The following is a 15680-nucleotide window of genomic DNA, read 5'->3' as shown; positions in this document are numbered from 1 at the left end:
AGGATCTACAGTGGGCGCAGCTGTGCCAGGACGGACTGGACAGTGTGTCGAGCGGCTGACCCGCGCGGATGCGCCAGGAGGTTCGACCCGTGCTGAGATCGGCCGGACTGAGCGCGGTGGAGGAGTCCACCTACCTGGCGTTGATCCGGCACGGCGCGTCCCACCTGGTGGATCTCGCGGACCGGGTCGGGTTGCCCGAGGCCCGGGTCCGCCGGGTCGTCGCCACCCTGGAACGTGAGGGGTTCGTGCACCGGACCCCGCCGCCCGGCGACCGGGTCGTGCCGGTGCCGCCCGAACTCGCCGTCGAGCAGCTGATCCGTCGACGGTACGCGGAACTGGAGCTGGCCCGGGAGGCGGCACACCGGCTGTCCGCCGAGGCGCAGGGCCGGGCCAGCGACCGGCGTACCGAGGAACTCATCGAGATCGTCTCGGGTCGGGCGGCGGTGGGTCGGGCCTTCGACCGGGTGCAACGGGCCGCCGGACGGGAGATGCTTGTCCTGGTGGCGCCCCCGTACGCGGCCACCAGCGGGGTGAACGCGGTCCAGTTGGAGCAGCAGGCGGCCGGGGTGACCTACCGGGCGGTGTACGACAGCACCGCGCTGACCGACCCCGAGTTCGTCGCCACCACCGCCGCGCACATCCGCGCCGGCGAGCAGGCCCGGCTGGCTGCCTCGCTGCCCACCAAGCTCGCCGTCGCGGACCGGAAGCTGGCGTTGCTGCCGCTCTCCTGGACCGCCTCGGCGCAGGACGCGGCGTTGCTGGTCCACCCGTGCGGTCTGCTGGACGCGTTGGTGGCGCTCTTCGAGACGGTGTGGCGGCAGGCGACGCCGCTGCCGGCGGGCGGTCCGGTGTCGGCGGCGGAGGTCGGCGGGATCTCGGCCGAGGACCGGGACCTGCTCGTCCTGCTGGTCGCCGGTCTCACCGACGAGGCGGCCGGTGCCCGGCTCGGGATCAGCCGGCGGACCGTCGTACGTCGGGTGCAGGCGCTGATGGAGCGGACCGGTTCGCGCTCCCGGCTCCAACTCGGCTGGCAGGCGCACGAGCGAGGCTGGCTCTGATCTCCGCGCCACGGCCCCGAGCCCTCGCGCCAGGCCACCCATTCCGATTCCTGACGTGTCCGAGCCGTATTGGTGAAGCGATGCGAATACGGCTATGAAACGGTGGTCTCCCCATTGCGGTGAGAATCGTCACGCCCCGCACCCGGACCGGGATAAGTACGGCAACGGGATTCGGGGGCAGCTCGGAGCGTCCCTATGCTGGACCGGTCCCGAACGTTCGACCACTGCTCGGGCGGCGTCCCACACCAGGCAGTCGGACCCGGTGACGCCCGGAACCATTCGGGGGAAAGGCACAATGATGAGCGGCACCGCCACGCGCTCCTGGAATGGCATGACCATTCCGGCTGCCGGCACCTACCTTCTCGACCCCGCGCACAAACGGGTCGGTTTCCTGGCCCGGCACATGATGGTCAGTCCGGTACGCGGCGAGTTCAGCGAGGCGACCGCGAGCATCGTCGTGGCGGACGACCCGACGGAGTCCTGGGTGACCGCGAGCATGCGGTCGGCGAGCCTCACCACCGGTCACACCGATCGGGACACCCATCTGCGCAGTCCCGACTTCCTCGACGTGGAGCGGTATCCGACGCTCGAGTACCGCAGCACCGGGATCAGGTGGGAGCAGGACCGCAACGACGCGATCTTCTTCTGGGCCCGGTTGCGGGGCAACCGGCTGAGCCGCCGGGCCGAGGTGCCGAGCGTCCTGGAGCAGTCGGACCGTACGTCGGGCCGTTTCCTGCTGACCGGCGAGTTGACGGTGAAGGACGTCACCCGGGCGGTCGACCTGCGGGTGGAGTTCGGCGGTGCCCGCCGGGACCCGTACGGTCAGGACATCTTCGGGTTCAGCGCGACGGCGGAGATCGAGCGCGAGGACTACGGGCTGCTCTGGAACGTGGCCCTGGAGAGCGGCGGGGTCCTGGTGGGCAGGACCGTGCAGATCGAGATCGCCGGCGAGGCGATCCGGCAGCCCTGACGCCGGGCGTCGTCCGCGGTGGGCTGCCCGGGCGGCGGTGGGCTGCCGGGCGGATCGACCGGCATGGTGACAACCCGGCTGGCATGCCGCTTCTATCCTGACCCAGTGGGCGACGACGGTGCGGGTACCGGTTCAAACGACTTCCGGCTCGGCGTCGACTTCGGCACGTCGCACACCGTCGCCGTGCTGCGCTGGCCCGACGGGCGGGTCCGACCCCTGCTCTTCGACGGCTCGCCGTTGCTGGCCTCTGCCGTCTTCGCTGCCCCGGACGGGCGGATCGTCGTTGGCCGGACAGCCGTACATGCGGCCCGAGCCCAGCCGGAGCGCTTCGAACCGTACCCGAAACGGTGCGTCGACGACGGTACGGTGCTGCTCGGCCGCGCCGACGACGCTGGCGGACCGGTCATGGTACCGGTCGAGGAGCTGATCACCGCCGTACTGCGCCGGGTAGCTGAGGAGGCGGGTCGGACCGCCGGCCGGCCCGTGCCGCACACCGTGCTGACGTACCCGGCCGGCTGGCGGCGGGCCCGACGTAACGTCCTGCTCGCGGCGGCGAACGCGGTGTTCCCGGACGTGACGCTGGTGCCCGAGCCGGTCGCCGCCGCGCACCACTTTGTCGCGGTGCACGGCGGGACCGTGCCGAACGGCTCCTGCGTGCTGGTGTACGACCTGGGCGCCGGCACCTTCGACGCCTCGGTGGTCCGCAACACCGGCACCGGCTTTGCGGTGCTGCGCACCGACGGGCTCGCCGACGCCGGTGGGCTGGACGTGGACGCGGCGATGATGGCCTATGTCGGTGCGACCTATGCGGGGCGGGACGCCGCCACCTGGGCCCGGCTGAGCCAGCCGGCCGGCGCCGGTGATCGGCGGCTGAGCCGGGCGTTCTGGGACGACATCCGGGCCGGCAAGGAGATCCTCTCGTACTCGACGAGCGTGCTGGTGCACGTGCCGCTCTTCGACACGGACGTGCCCTTCGGCCGGGAGCAGGTGGAGCAGCTCGCCCGGCCGATCCTCGACCGGACGGTCACGGTAGCCCGGGCCACGCTGCGGGACGCCGGGGTGGATCCGGCCGACCTCGCCGGGTTGTACCTGGTCGGCGGGGCCAGCCGGATGCCGCTGGTCGGTACGCTGCTGCACCAGCGGCTGGGCGTCGCACCGAGCACCGTGGAGCAGCCGGAGTTGGCGGTGGCCGAGGGGAGCCTGCACGCGTACCCCGGGCCGGCCGCCGGTCGTACTGGTGTGCCGACGGCCGACGCCGCGGCCGAGGAAGGGGTGGCGGTCGTCGCCGCACCGGGCACGGTCGGTGGTCCGGTAGGGGCTGGCGGGCGGCGGATCCGCGACGTCTGGTCCGGTACGGGCCGGCGGACCCGGTGGGCGGCGGTGGCCTCGGTGTTCGTGATGGTGCTGACCCTGCTGGCGGTGCCGTTCCTGGTCGACCGGGGCGGTGGCGACCCGGCGGCGAAGGAGGGCGGCCGGGGTGGCACTCCGGTCGGCCTGGACGCCTCGGGTGGCGCGGCGACCGGCTCGCCGGCGGCGGCTGCGACTCCATCCCCGACGCCCTCGTCGGCGATCGACCCCTGCCTGGTCGGCACCTGGCGGGAGAGTTCCAACGTGGTTAATTTCTCCTGGAAGGGTACGGACATCCGGTTGCGGTCGTCCGGAGCGATCCGCCGGTTCTGGCCGGAGGGCCGGGGCATTACGGACTTCGGTAAGCGGGACGTCGGCACCGGGCGGCACGAGGGCCGGCGCTACGAGGTGGTGAACAGCGGCAACCTGAGGTTCCGGCTCCGAACCGGCAACGGCGAGATGTTCGTGCAGAGCACCGGGGCCAGCGGCACCATGATCGGCCGGATCAACGGTCGGGAGGACTGGCGGATACCGATGTCCCCCGCTGTGGGGCAGACGAGCTACCACTGCGAGGGTGACCTGTTGAACATCAGCAGCGACCGCCGGCAGGTCGAGTTGCGTCGGCTCAGCATCGATCCGGAGGCCCAGGTCTGAGCCGGCAGGCGGGTCGTGGGCCGAGGTGGGCCCCGATGCCGCTGTGGGCCGTTGGCGGGCCGCGCGTGATCGGGCCGCTCGGGAATCGAAACATGGACATCTTGACGAAGTGGCGAGCCGGTGAGTAGCGTCGCCTCACGTTAAATGGAAAGTTTCCTAAGAATAAAGGGAGACGCCATGGGAAGATCCCTCCGCCGGGCGATGTGGGCCGGCGTCGCGGCGGTGTTGGCCGTCGCGACGGTCCCGGTCACCGCGGCCTTCGGCGCCGGCAACCTCACCACCAGCTTCACCGCCACCTCCGACTGGGGTTCCGGCCACGAGGTCAGGGTCACCGTCACCAACGGCACCGACGCCCCGGTGGCCACCTGGCGGGTGGAGTTCGACCTGCCGTCCGGCACGACGGTCAGCAGCTTCTGGGACGCCGACGTCACCCGCAGCGGCAACCGCTACACGGCGGTCAAGAAGAGCTGGGCCGGGGCGATCGCCCCCGGTGCCTCGTTCAGCTGGGGCTACGTCGGCACCGGCGGCTACCGGGCGCCGTCGAACTGCACCATCAACGGCGCCTCCTGCGGCGGCGGTGGCACGCCACCCACCACACCGCCGAACACCACCCCGACGACCGCGCCACCGACCACGGCGCCCCCGACCACCCCGCCGGTGACCAACCCGCCGCCGCCCGGTGACCAGAAGGTGGTCGGCTACTTCGCCCAGTGGGGCGTCTACGCCCGCAACTACCACGTGCGGAACATCCACACCAGCGGCTCGGCCAGCAAGCTGACGCACATCATGTACGCCTTCGGCAACACCACCGGCGGCCGGTGCACCATCGGCGACAGCTACGCCGACTACGAGAAGGCGTACACGGCGGCGGAGAGCGTCGACGGGGTCGCCGACACCTGGGACCAGCCGCTGCGCGGCACCTTCAACCAGCTGCGCAAGCTCAAGCGGATGTACCCGCACATCAAGGTGATCTGGTCGTTCGGCGGCTGGACCTGGTCCGGCGGATTCACCCAGGCCGCCCAGAACCCGGCCGCGTTCGCCGAGTCCTGCCACAACCTGGTCGAGGACCCGCGCTGGGCGGACGTCTTCGACGGCATCGACATCGACTGGGAGTACCCGAACGCCTGCGGCCTCACCTGTGACACCAGTGGCCCGAACGCGTTCAAGAACGTGGTCTCCGCGCTGCGCAGCCGGTTCGGCTCGTCCGCGTTGGTCACCGCCGCGATCACCGCGGACGGCAGCAACGGCGGAAAGATCGACGCGGCCGACTACGCCGGTGCGATCAACAACCTCAACTGGCTGATGCCGATGACGTACGACTACTTCGGCGCGTTCGCCGCGCAGGGCCCGACCGCCCCGCACTCGCCGCTGACCTCGTACGCCGGAATCCCGCAACAGGGCTTCTGGTCCGACGCGGCGATCCAGAAGCTGAAGAGCAAGGGCATTCCGGCCAGCAAGCTGCTGCTCGGCATCGGCTTCTACGGCCGTGGCTGGACCGGCGTCACCCAGGCCACCCCGGGCGGTACGGCGACCGGCGCGGCACCCGGCACCTACGAGGCGGGCATCGAGGACTACAAGGTGCTGAAGAACACCTGCCCGACCACCGGCACCATCGCCGGTACGGCGTACGCCAAGTGCGGCAGCAACTGGTGGAGCTACGACACCCCGGCGACCATCGCCGGCAAGATGTCGTACGCGAAGGGCCAGGGGCTGGGCGGCTCCTTCTTCTGGGAGCTCTCCGGCGACACCACCAACGGTGAGCTGATCAGCGCCATCTCCAACGGGCTGCGGTAGCCGGCGGCGGCACCCCGGCTGTCGGCGGGCGTGTACCGGCCCTGTGCCGACCGGCCCGGGGTCAGCCGCGGATCAGGAAGACCTGCTGGGTCGCGTCCCGTTGGGTCCGGGTGGCGGCACGGTCGCTGGTGAAGACCACCGTCCCGCCGTCGACCGCCGGCCAGGTGCCGTTGCCCTGGGTGGTCAGCCGGACAGCCGGCGTCCAGCCCGTCCGGCTGTCACGGCGGGAGGTGAAGACCTTCCAGCGCCAGTCGGTGGAGCGCGAGTCGTACCAGACCGCCCGGATCGCGCCGTCGGGATCGTTGCCCAGCCGGGGACGCTGACTCATCGCGTCCGGGTCGATCGCCACCGGCTCGGCCGGCGACCAGATCCTTCCGTCCGTCGACCGGCTCGCCCGCAGCGAGAGGTTCACCCCGGCCGGGGAGAGCACCTTGGTCTCCCAGGCGACGACAAAGGAGCCGTCCCGGTCCACCGCGAGACTCGGGTGCCGGTCGGCCGCGTCGTCGTTGTCGCTGACCCGTACCAGGCCGCTCCACGGGGACCGGATGTCGGTCCGGACCGCCGCGACGATCTCCCAGTTGTCCGGGTTGGTGCCACCGCTGGCCTCCTCGCCGGGTGGCGGGGTGTGCCCGGTCCAGCCAGGGTCGGGGTCGAACCGGTTGTCCTGCCAGGTGACGACGATCCGCCGGTCCCCGGTGACCGCCACCGAGGGGAACAGCGAGGCCGGGTACCGGGGCGACCGGGCGTCGGTGGGCGTACCGGGGTCGGTCACCTTGCCGCTGGCCGAGACGTTGACCGGGGCCCGGTCGACGCCGACGACCTGGACGTACACGTCGAAGGCGCCGCCGGCGTTGTCCGTCCAGGCGACGACCGGGTGGGTGCGGTCGACGAGCGCGAGCGCCGGGTGCAAGGCTCGGCCCCGACCGTCGCTGAGCCGGACCGCGGAGCCGAAGCTGCGGCCCCCGTCACGGCTGTGCCGCAGGTAGATCGCGGGTCGGTGCGGCCGCTCGTGGCCCCGGGCGTCCTGCCACACCACCCAGACGTCGTCACCGGCGGCGACCACCCGGGGCGACGACGCCGTCCCCGAGCTGTCGGAGAGGACGATCGGCTCGCCGTGTTTGTCGTGTTTCCCGTCCAGTCGGCGGTACACCACCGCGCTCCGGTGTTCCCGGTGCGATTCGGCGACCACGTGGGTCACCCGGCCCTCGACCGCCAGGTCGGCGAAGCCGGTGAAGTCGCCGGACTCGCCGAGGACCAGGGCCGCCCGGTCGTCACCGCGCAGCGGCGCTGGCAGGCTGAGCTCCGGAGCCGGTACGGCGGGCTGCCGAACCGAGACGAACAGCGGCGAGGTGGCGGCACGGAGCTGGTCGGGCAGGTTCGGGTCGGCCTCGCGCCCCGAGAGTTCACCCGGCGCGCGTACTTCCACCCGGTACCAGCTCTGTGCCCCACGCAGGGTCAACGGCAGCAGCCAGGTCTGCTCGTCACGGGTCGGGGTGAAGGTGGCCAGCGGACCGGCGGACCGGCCCGGCGAGCCGTACACCAGGACCGTCATGCCGACCGCCGAGCGGGCCCGGACCCGTAGCCCTGCCTTCTTCGACAGCCGGTCGGTACGGACCACGACCTCGTCGCCGCCCATCGCCTCGAACCGCCCGTCACCGTCGATGTCGGCCTCGATGGTGACGAACGGTCCGTCCAGACCCATCGACAGCGTGGTACGCCCGGCCTTCAGCGCGTCGAGGATCGCCCGGGTGGAGCGCTCGGCGGCGAAGACCCAGGTGGTCGGCCGGCCCGGGGCACTGACCGGGCGCAGCTCCTTGAAGTGGCTGTCGCTCGCCGCGACCCCGCCGAAGCGGAACCCGTGGTTCCACCGGTTCTCGGCGTACTCGATCTCGGCATCGGGGTTGTTGCTGACGTTCCAGAGTTCGACCACGTCGACGCCCTGGACGCTGGCGTTGTCGTTCGGGCCCTCCGCCGAGGTGTACTCGCCGTCGTCGGGGTGCGCGACCGACCACACCGCGTGCTGCGCGTGCGCGTCCCAGATCGACTGCTGGATGTGCCGGAACGCCGCCGAGCCGGGCGGGTTCGCGCCGTCCACCACCGTGTCGACGGCGCCGAGCACCACGGCGTGCGGCGATCCGTTGACCTCCTCGCCGGTGAGCAGCAGCAGCTTCGACGAGGTCCACTGCGGATCCCAGTGCTGGTCGTACGTGCGGTGGTCGGTCAACGGCAGGAAGGCCAGCCCGACCCCCTCCGCGTACCCGATCTGGTCGCCGACCGGCAGGTTGCCGGGATCGCGCTGGTCCGACAACTGTCGTGGCGCGCTGCCGTCCGACGAGTGGTCGTCGTGGACGTGGGTGTCTCCCGGCAGCCACAGTCCCTGGGGGCCGTCGCCGTGCTTTCCGTCGTCGCCGTGCCGGTCGGCCCCACCACGGTCACCGGAGTCCGCCGCCGCCGCGGCGGGCCCGAGACCGGCTGCGGCGACCACCGCTCCACCGACCGCGATGAACTGCCTGCGGTCCAATTCCATCCAGTCCCCATCTCAACAGAACCCAGTTGTGGCCGCTCAGGGACCCCACACGGCCCCGGCGGCCCGGGGGTTCGATCACGTTCTAGGCGGGGCCGACGCTAACCGCGTTCCAGGCGGTCGCCGTGAACGCTCGGTGAACCCCGGACGGCGACGCCGCAAGCTACCGCGCGGTATCCGGCGGGACCGGACAACGGCATCGTCCGTCGTGACCTGCGGGCCCCGACGTCGGAGCCGACCCACCTGCCTAGAGTGATCATGTGGTCGCGGCGCTGGAGTTGTATCTCGATACCGACGCCACCCGGCGGATCCGGGTGCTGTGGGACGCCCTGGAGTCCGAGGGGGTGCAGAGTCTGCGCTCGCTGCTCGGTCAGCGGCACCGGCCGCACGTCTCGCTGGCCGTCGCACCGCGACTCGACCCGGAACAGGTGGCCGACGCGCTGACCGGGCTGGTCGTGGCCGCGCCGATGCGGCTCCAGTTCCAGTACGCGGGTCAGTTCGTCGGCCGGGTGCTCTGGCTCGGACCGTCGCCCACCATCGACCTGCTGGCCCACCAGGCGACGGTGTACGACCGGCTGACCCGGTCCGGGATCACGCTCAGCGAGCACTACCGGCCCGGTCGCTGGGTGCCGCACAGCACGCTGTCGATGCGGGTGCCGAACACCCTGATGGCCGCCGCGGTACGCCGGTGTCTGGAGATGCTGCCGCTGGACGCGACCGTGGTCGGTGCCGCCGTTGTCGACCACGCCCGGGACATCGTCCGGCCGCTGACCTGAGAGAGGGGTCAGTAGACAGTGTCTACGCTCCTCTGGTAGACACTGTCCGTGTCCCCCGAACCGCAGGACGACCACGCCCCGGACCACGACCACGGTCTGCGTGACCGGCTCGTCCGGGTCGGCGTCGAACTGGTCGCCCGCTCCGGGACCGAAGCCTTGTCCCTGCGCGAGATCGCCCGCCGGGCCGGCGTCTCGCACGGCGCGCCACGGCGGCACTTCCCGACCCACCAGGCCCTGTTGGCGGCGATCGCGATGGAGGGCTACCACGACCTCGGCCGGCGGATCGCCGAGCGGGTCACCGGCGCCCGGCCCGCCGAGCCGTACGCCCGACTGCTGGTCCTCGGCCGGCTCTACCTCGACTTCGCCCGCAGCAACCCCGGGATGTTCGCGCTGATGTTCCGGCACGACCTGCTGCGAGGCAACGGGATCGGGCTACGCGAGGCGAGCCAGCCGCTCTTCGGCGTACTCGTCGACCTGGTCGCCCGGGCCCGCCCGCCGGCCGCCGACGGCACCTCGCCCGCGGTCGTCGCCGGCGCGCTCTGGGCCAACTGGCACGGCATCGCCCAGCTCTGGCAGTGGGGGAGCCTGCAGACCACGGTCCGCACCGACGACGTCGAGCCGCTGCTGCGGGCCACCCTGACCGCACACGTCGGCCCGCCCCCCGCCCACCCCAACTGAATCCTCCGGAGGCAACGTGCTGCTCCAGGGCGCCACCCGGCTGCTGCTGGTCCCCCTGTCCCGACTGGTCTTCCGGCCGGTCATCGAGGGACGGGAGAACGTGCCCCGACGCGGCCCGGTGATCCTGGCCGTCAACCACCTGTCCGCCTTCGACAGTGTGGTCGTCCCGCTGGTGGCGCCCCGATCCGTCGCCTTCCTCGCCAAGGCCGAGTACTTCCGGCAACCCGGCCTCAAGGGATGGCTGATCCGGACCTGCCTGACCGCCATCGACGCGATCCCGGTCCCGCGCGGCGGGCACCGGGCCGCCCAGGACGCCCTGGAGACGGCGCGGGAGGTGCTCGCCGACGGCCGGGCGTTCGGCATCCACCCGGAGGGCAGCCGGTCCCGCGACGGGCGGCTCTACCGCGGTCGGACCGGGGTCGCCTGGCTGGCGCTCGCCTCCGGCGCCCCGGTCGTCCCGGTCGCCGTCCTCGGCACCGACCGGATCCAGCCGGTCGGCGCCCGGCTGCCCCGGATCGGCCGGATCACCGTACGGTTCGGAGCGCCGCTACGCTTCACCCCGTCGCCCGGCGTCCGTGGCGGCCAACAGCGACGGGCCGCCACCGACGAGATCATGGCGGCGATCCAGGAACTCTCCGGCCAGGAGCCGGCCGCCGACTACAACGAACTCTCCGCCGCCTGAACAGCCGAACAGTGGAGGGAAACAGGATGCCGACCGGGCCGACCGACGTGATCGAGGAGGCGCTCGCCGTACTCTGCGCGCGGTACGTGTTCCCGGACAAGGCGGTGAAGGCCGCCGAAGCCATCCGGGCCCGGCGCGACGCCGGTGTCTACCGGGACCTCTCCGTGGCGGCGCTGGCCGTCCAACTGACCGCCGACCTGTTCGAGTCGTGCGCCGACCGGCACCTGCGGATCCGGGTCCGGGACGCCGAAGCCGCCGAGACCACCGAGGCGGACCTGGCGGCCGCCCGGCGTGAGCAGGTGCGACTGGCCAACCACGGCATCAGCCGGGTCGAGCGGCTCGACGGCAACATCGGCTATCTCGACCTCCGGTTGATCCCCGACGCCGGTACCGGCGGCCGGGCCATCGCGGCGGCGATGGAACTCGTCGCGCAGACCCACGCGCTCATCGTCGACCTGCGCCGGAACCGGGGCGGCTCGCCGAACGGCGTCATCTTCTGGACCAGTTACCTCTTCCCCGACGACCAGACCCTCCTGAACAGCATCCACGACCGGGAGACCGGCGAGACCCGGCAGTACTGGAGCCTCGCCCACCTGCCGGGTGAGCGCTACCTCGACCGGCCGGTTCTTGTGCTGACCAGCGGCGCGACGTTCTCCGGCGGCGAGGAGTTCTGCTACAACCTCAAGGCGCGGGGCCGGGCGACCCTGATCGGCGAGACCACCCGGGGCGGCGCACACCCGACCCGGGTCGTCCCACTCGGCCCGACGTTGGAGATCGCCGTACCGGACGCCCGGTCGGTCAACCCGGTGACCGGCACCAACTGGGAGGGGACCGGGGTGGAGCCGGACGTGGCGGTCCCGGCCGAGCAGGCGTACGAGGTCGCCTACGGTCGCGCGCTGCGGCACGTGCTGACCACCGGCAGCTCGGCCGGAGTGCTGGCCGAGGTCCGGGCCGCCCTGGCCGCGCTGCCCGACGCCGCAGGGTGACCGCGGTCCGCCCGGACCCTGGACGACACCACGCCCGGTGTGCCGTGTCCCGGGTGGAGATCGACGTCGTCATCTCCTATCCTCAGCCGCTGATCTAGAGACGGGGAGGAATTCATGTCCGATCAGCACACGCCGGGCCCGGATCCGGTGCGGCCGACGGATCCGGCGCCGCCGACGGGGCCCGGAACGCCGGACGGCCAGCATGGCGCTCCGGTCGCCGGCGCGCCGGGTGGCGTCGCCTCCGCGGCCGGCCGACGGAAACCCAGGACTGGCCGGATCCTTGTCATCGCACTGGTTGTCGTGCTGGCCTGCGCCGGCCTGTGCGGCATCGGGCAGTTCATCACCAACATGCTGAACGCCGACGACTGGGCGGACCTGGGACAGCCGGTGGCACCGTCCACAGTGCCGGCCTCCCCGAAGCCGACCTGGCAGCCGCCGAACGAGTTCGTGGATCCGCAGCCGGTGCTGCAGATCCGGCACCAACTGGAGTCCTGGGTGCTCACCTCGGCGGGCGTGGCACGACCGATGCGGAGCAGTTGTGAGCGCCGCGACTTCACCGGCGAGCAGGCGACGATGTTCAGGTGCACCGTCCGGTACGACGGTCAGGACGTGGTCTACACCATCTCCGCCCGCCCCTCCGGCAGCAACACCTTCGAGTGGGACGCGGAAACCGACCAGACGGTGGTGACCCGGGAAGGACTGCACGCGCTGGTGTACAGCCGGTTCGGTGGCAACAGCGGCGACTGGGAGAACCTGCGGTGCGAGGAGTTCCCCGAGGTCGCCCTCGTACCTGCGGGCGAACGGCTCAGCCAGGTCTGCTACGCCAAGCACAAGGACAGGATCAAGAGCGCCCGGATCATCATCACCCCCCGGGACCGGGCCGGCCCCACGCTCGAGACCGAGTTCCAGGAGGAGGGGCTGCGCTGAGTCGTACCGCCGGCCGGCCGGATGTCCCTTTTGTTGGTTTGCCCGGACAGTCCGGCAGTCCGTTTCTGTGCCTCGGCGCCGGGGAAGGAGGGACCTGTGGCCGGGGCGGGGGAGTGACGGGTGGAGGGCTGGATGCCGACAGAGGCGAACGGCGGATTCTGGGGACGGTCCGGGCCGACCGGGTGGGCCACCCGCTGGGCGTTCGGCACCGCGCTCGGCCAGGTGGTCTTCACCGGTACGACCCGGCTGGTGATGGGGGTGCTGATGGGCGCCGCCGTGGGCGGACTCGCGGTCTGGCTCGTCCTGCGCCGCCGGTCAGCCCGGCCGGGGTACGCCGGCACCGCACCGACCGGCCCCGTCGGACAGCGGGTACGTCGTCGCCACGGAACCGTCCCGAACCCGGCCCACCGGGGACACCCGTCGTATCCGGGCGCCAACCGGGGCCGTCCCCGGTTCTCGCCCCGCGCCCAGCCTTTTCCGCCCCGTACGCCGTCAGCCGGATCCCGACCGGTCCCGACGCCGGGGCCGGTACGGACACGACCTCCGGAGGGCGCGGCGCCACGGGTCGACGGCACCCGGGCGTCGGATGCCCGCTCCACTGCGGGGCCGGGCGGCCGGTCCACTCCGGAATCCGGCGGCCGGTCCACGGCAACAACCCGGTAGATCCCCCACACCGGCGCCGTCGTTGCCGGTCGGGGGTGGGACGGGCGCACCCGTCCCACCCCCGGATCGGCGACGGTGGCGGTCAGCGGCGGACGTAGTCGGCGAGGTGCTGCCCGGTGAGGGTGGAGCGGGCGGCGACGAGGTCCGCCGGGGTCCCCTCGAAGACGACCCGACCGCCGTCGTGTCCGGCACCGGGGCCGAGATCGATGATCCAGTCGGCGTGCGCCATCACCGCCTGGTGGTGCTCGATGACGATGACCGACTTGCCGGCGTCGACGAGCCGGTCGAGCAGGCCGAGCAGCTGCTCGACGTCGGCGAGGTGCAGGCCGGTGGTCGGCTCGTCGAGGACGTAGACGCCGCCCTTCTCGGCCATCCGGGTGGCCAGCTTGAGTCGCTGCCGCTCGCCGCCGGAGAGCGTGGTGAGCGGCTGACCGAGGCTGAGGTAGCCGAGCCCGACGTCGGCGAGCCGGTCGAGGATCGCGTGCGCGGCCGGGGTACGGGCGTCGCCGGCACCGAAGAACTCCTTGGCCTCGGTCACCGACATCGCGAGCACCTCGCTGATGTCCCGGCCGCCGAAGCGGTACTCCAGCACCGATGCCTGGAAGCGCTTCCCCTCGCACTCCTCACAGGTGGTCGCGACGCCGGCCATCATCGCCAGGTCCAGGTAGATGACCCCGGCGCCGTTGCAGGTCGGGCAGGCGCCCTCGGAGTTGGCGCTGAACAACGCCGGCTTCACGCCGTTGGCCTTCGCGAACGCCTTGCGGATCGGGTCGAGCAGTCCGGTGTACGTCGCCGGGTTGCTCCGCCGCGAGCCGCGGATCGCGCCCTGGTCGATCGCCACCACGCCCTCCCGGGCGGAGACCGAGCCGTGGATCAGCGAACTCTTGCCCGAGCCCGCCACCCCGGTGACCACGACCAGGACGCCGAGCGGGATGTCGACGTCGACGTCCCGGAGGTTGTGGGTCGCCGCGCCGCGGATCGCCAGCTGGCCGGTGGGCGTGCGTACCGTCTCCTTGAGGACGGCCCGGTCGTCGAGATGACGCCCGGTGAGGGTGCCGCTGGACCGCAGCCCCTCGACGGTGCCCTCGAACACGACCTCGCCGCCCGCGACGCCGGCACCGGGGCCGAGGTCGACGACGTGGTCGGCGATCGCGATCGCCTCCGGCTTGTGCTCGACGACGAGCACCGTGTTGCCCTTGTCCCGCAGCCGCAGCAGCAGGTCGTTCATCCGCTGGATGTCGTGCGGGTGCAGACCGATGGTGGGCTCGTCGAAGACGTAGGTGACGTCGGTGAGCGACGAGCCGAGGTGGCGGATCAGTTTGGTGCGCTGCGCCTCGCCGCCGGAGAGCGTGCCCGACGGCCGTTCGAGCGAGAGATAACCGAGTCCGATCTCCACGAACGAGTCGAGGGTCCGCTGAAGTGCGGTGAGCAGCGGCGCCACCGACGGCTCGTCGAGGCCGCGGACCCACTCCGCCAGGTCGCTGATCTGCATCGCGCAGGCGTCGGCGATGCTGATCCCCTTGATCTTCGACGAGCGGGCGGCCTCGGAGAGGCGGGTGCCGCCGCACTCGGGGCAGGCGGTGAAGGTCACCGCCCGCTCCACGAACGCCCGGATGTGCGGCTGCATCGCGTCGACGTCCTTGGACAGGAACGACTTCTGGATCCGGGGGATCAGACCCTCGTACGTCAGGTTGATGCCGTCAACCTTGATCTTGGTCGGCTCCTTGTACAGCAGGTCGTTGAGCTCCCGCTTCGTGAACCTGCCGATCGGCTTGTCCGGGTCGAAGAAGCCGCAGCCGCTGAAGATCCGGCCGTACCAGCCGTCGACGCTGTAGCCGGGGATGGTGAGCGCGCCCTCGTTGAGCGACTTGCTGTCGTCGTACAGCGCGGAGAGGTCGAAGTCGGTCACCGAGCCCAGGCCCTCACAGCGCGGACACATGCCGCCGGTGATGCTGAAGCTGCGACGCTCCTTGACCGTCTGACCCGAGCGCTCGATGGTGACCGCGCCGGCACCGCTGATCGAGGCGACGTTGAAGGAGAACGCCTGGGCCGAGCCGATGTGCGGCTGACCGAGCCGGCTGAAGAGGATGCGCAGCATCGCGTTGGTGTCGGTCACGGTACCGACCGTGGAGCGGATGTTCGCGCCCATCCGCTCCTGGTCCACGATGATCGCGGTGGTCAACCCCTCGAGCACGTCCACCTCGGGGCGCGACAGCGTCGGCATGAAACCCTGCACGAAGGCGCTGTACGTCTCGTTGATCATCCGCTGCGACTCGGCGGCGATCGTGCCGAACACCAGCGAGCTCTTGCCCGAGCCGGAGACCCCGGTGAAGACGGTCAGCCGGCGTTTCGGAATCTCGACGCTGACGTCCTTGAGGTTGTTCTCGCGGGCACCCTGTACCCGGATCAGGTCGTGGCTGTCGGCGGTGTGCGGCGCGGACGACCGCGGTTCCGTCCTCGGAGCCGTGCTCATCGGATTCCTCTCGTGGGTGCTCCGGCCTTCCGGCCGGAGCGGGGGCGGCGCTCCTGTGCAGCGGGGCGGGGAAAACCCGGACCCGGACCGCCGTTCAGGCGGACATCCGGCTGCCCGTACTGCCCGGCAGCCCGGGGTGGTGCTCGGC

Annotated in this window: 12 protein-coding genes; 10 read left to right on the top strand and 2 right to left on the bottom strand. The window is 71.8% G+C overall.

Annotated features, from left to right (window positions below; translation table 11 throughout):
• Positions 1-89 precede the first annotated feature (89 nt).
• From ABGB21_RS10550 to ABGB21_RS10535, 4 genes are all read left to right on the top strand, one after another.
• Complete coding sequence (locus tag ABGB21_RS10550) at positions 90-1058, top strand: helix-turn-helix domain-containing protein (RefSeq protein ID WP_347657051.1); 969 nt, start codon at positions 90-92, stop codon at positions 1056-1058.
• Positions 1059-1389: 331 nt separating this feature from the next.
• Positions 1390-2028: a YceI family protein gene (locus ABGB21_RS10545; protein ID WP_347657052.1), complete on the top strand. Its 639-nt coding sequence runs from the start codon at positions 1390-1392 to the stop codon at positions 2026-2028.
• Between the two features lie 105 nt (positions 2029-2133).
• Positions 2134-4029 (top strand): Hsp70 family protein, encoded by a 1896-nt coding sequence (locus ABGB21_RS10540; RefSeq protein ID WP_347657053.1) that lies wholly within the window; start codon positions 2134-2136, stop codon positions 4027-4029.
• Between the two features lie 177 nt (positions 4030-4206).
• Positions 4207-5823 (top strand): glycosyl hydrolase family 18 protein, encoded by a 1617-nt coding sequence (locus ABGB21_RS10535; RefSeq protein WP_347657054.1) that lies wholly within the window; start codon positions 4207-4209, stop codon positions 5821-5823.
• A gap of 61 nt (positions 5824-5884) precedes the next feature.
• On the opposite strand, the gene ABGB21_RS10530 is transcribed toward ABGB21_RS10535, so the two are convergent.
• Entirely contained in the window at positions 5885-8350 is a 2466-nt protein-coding gene (locus ABGB21_RS10530) for a CehA/McbA family metallohydrolase (RefSeq protein ID WP_347677520.1), read from the bottom strand.
• A gap of 257 nt (positions 8351-8607) precedes the next feature.
• Between ABGB21_RS10530 and ABGB21_RS10525 the strand changes: the two genes are divergently transcribed.
• From ABGB21_RS10525 to ABGB21_RS10500, 6 genes are all read left to right on the top strand, one after another.
• Entirely contained in the window at positions 8608-9123 is a 516-nt protein-coding gene (locus ABGB21_RS10525; protein ID WP_347656457.1) for a 2'-5' RNA ligase family protein, read from the top strand.
• 48 nt (positions 9124-9171) lie between these two features.
• Complete coding sequence (locus ABGB21_RS10520; RefSeq protein ID WP_347677518.1) at positions 9172-9801, top strand: TetR/AcrR family transcriptional regulator; 630 nt, start codon at positions 9172-9174, stop codon at positions 9799-9801.
• Between the two features lie 16 nt (positions 9802-9817).
• Complete coding sequence (locus tag ABGB21_RS10515; protein WP_347656453.1) at positions 9818-10483, top strand: lysophospholipid acyltransferase family protein; 666 nt, start codon at positions 9818-9820, stop codon at positions 10481-10483.
• A gap of 26 nt (positions 10484-10509) precedes the next feature.
• Positions 10510-11469 (top strand): S41 family peptidase, encoded by a 960-nt coding sequence (locus tag ABGB21_RS10510; protein ID WP_347677516.1) that lies wholly within the window; start codon positions 10510-10512, stop codon positions 11467-11469.
• A 114-nt stretch (positions 11470-11583) separates the two neighbouring features.
• Positions 11584-12396, top strand: coding sequence for a hypothetical protein (locus ABGB21_RS10505; RefSeq protein WP_347656449.1), 813 nt, complete (start codon positions 11584-11586; stop codon positions 12394-12396).
• A gap of 132 nt (positions 12397-12528) precedes the next feature.
• Complete coding sequence (locus ABGB21_RS10500; protein ID WP_347677514.1) at positions 12529-13059, top strand: hypothetical protein; 531 nt, start codon at positions 12529-12531, stop codon at positions 13057-13059.
• Between the two features lie 82 nt (positions 13060-13141).
• Here ABGB21_RS10500 and ABGB21_RS10495 read toward each other — a convergent pair whose 3' ends face one another.
• Positions 13142-15532 (bottom strand): excinuclease ABC subunit UvrA, encoded by a 2391-nt coding sequence (locus ABGB21_RS10495; protein ID WP_347656445.1) that lies wholly within the window; start codon positions 15530-15532, stop codon positions 13142-13144.
• Positions 15533-15680: the final 148 nt, after the last annotated feature.

This window comes from Plantactinospora sp. B24E8, assembly GCF_039871735.1.
Lineage (GTDB): Bacteria > Actinomycetota > Actinomycetes > Mycobacteriales > Micromonosporaceae > Plantactinospora.
This window is presented reverse-complemented; position numbering and strand designations above follow the sequence as displayed.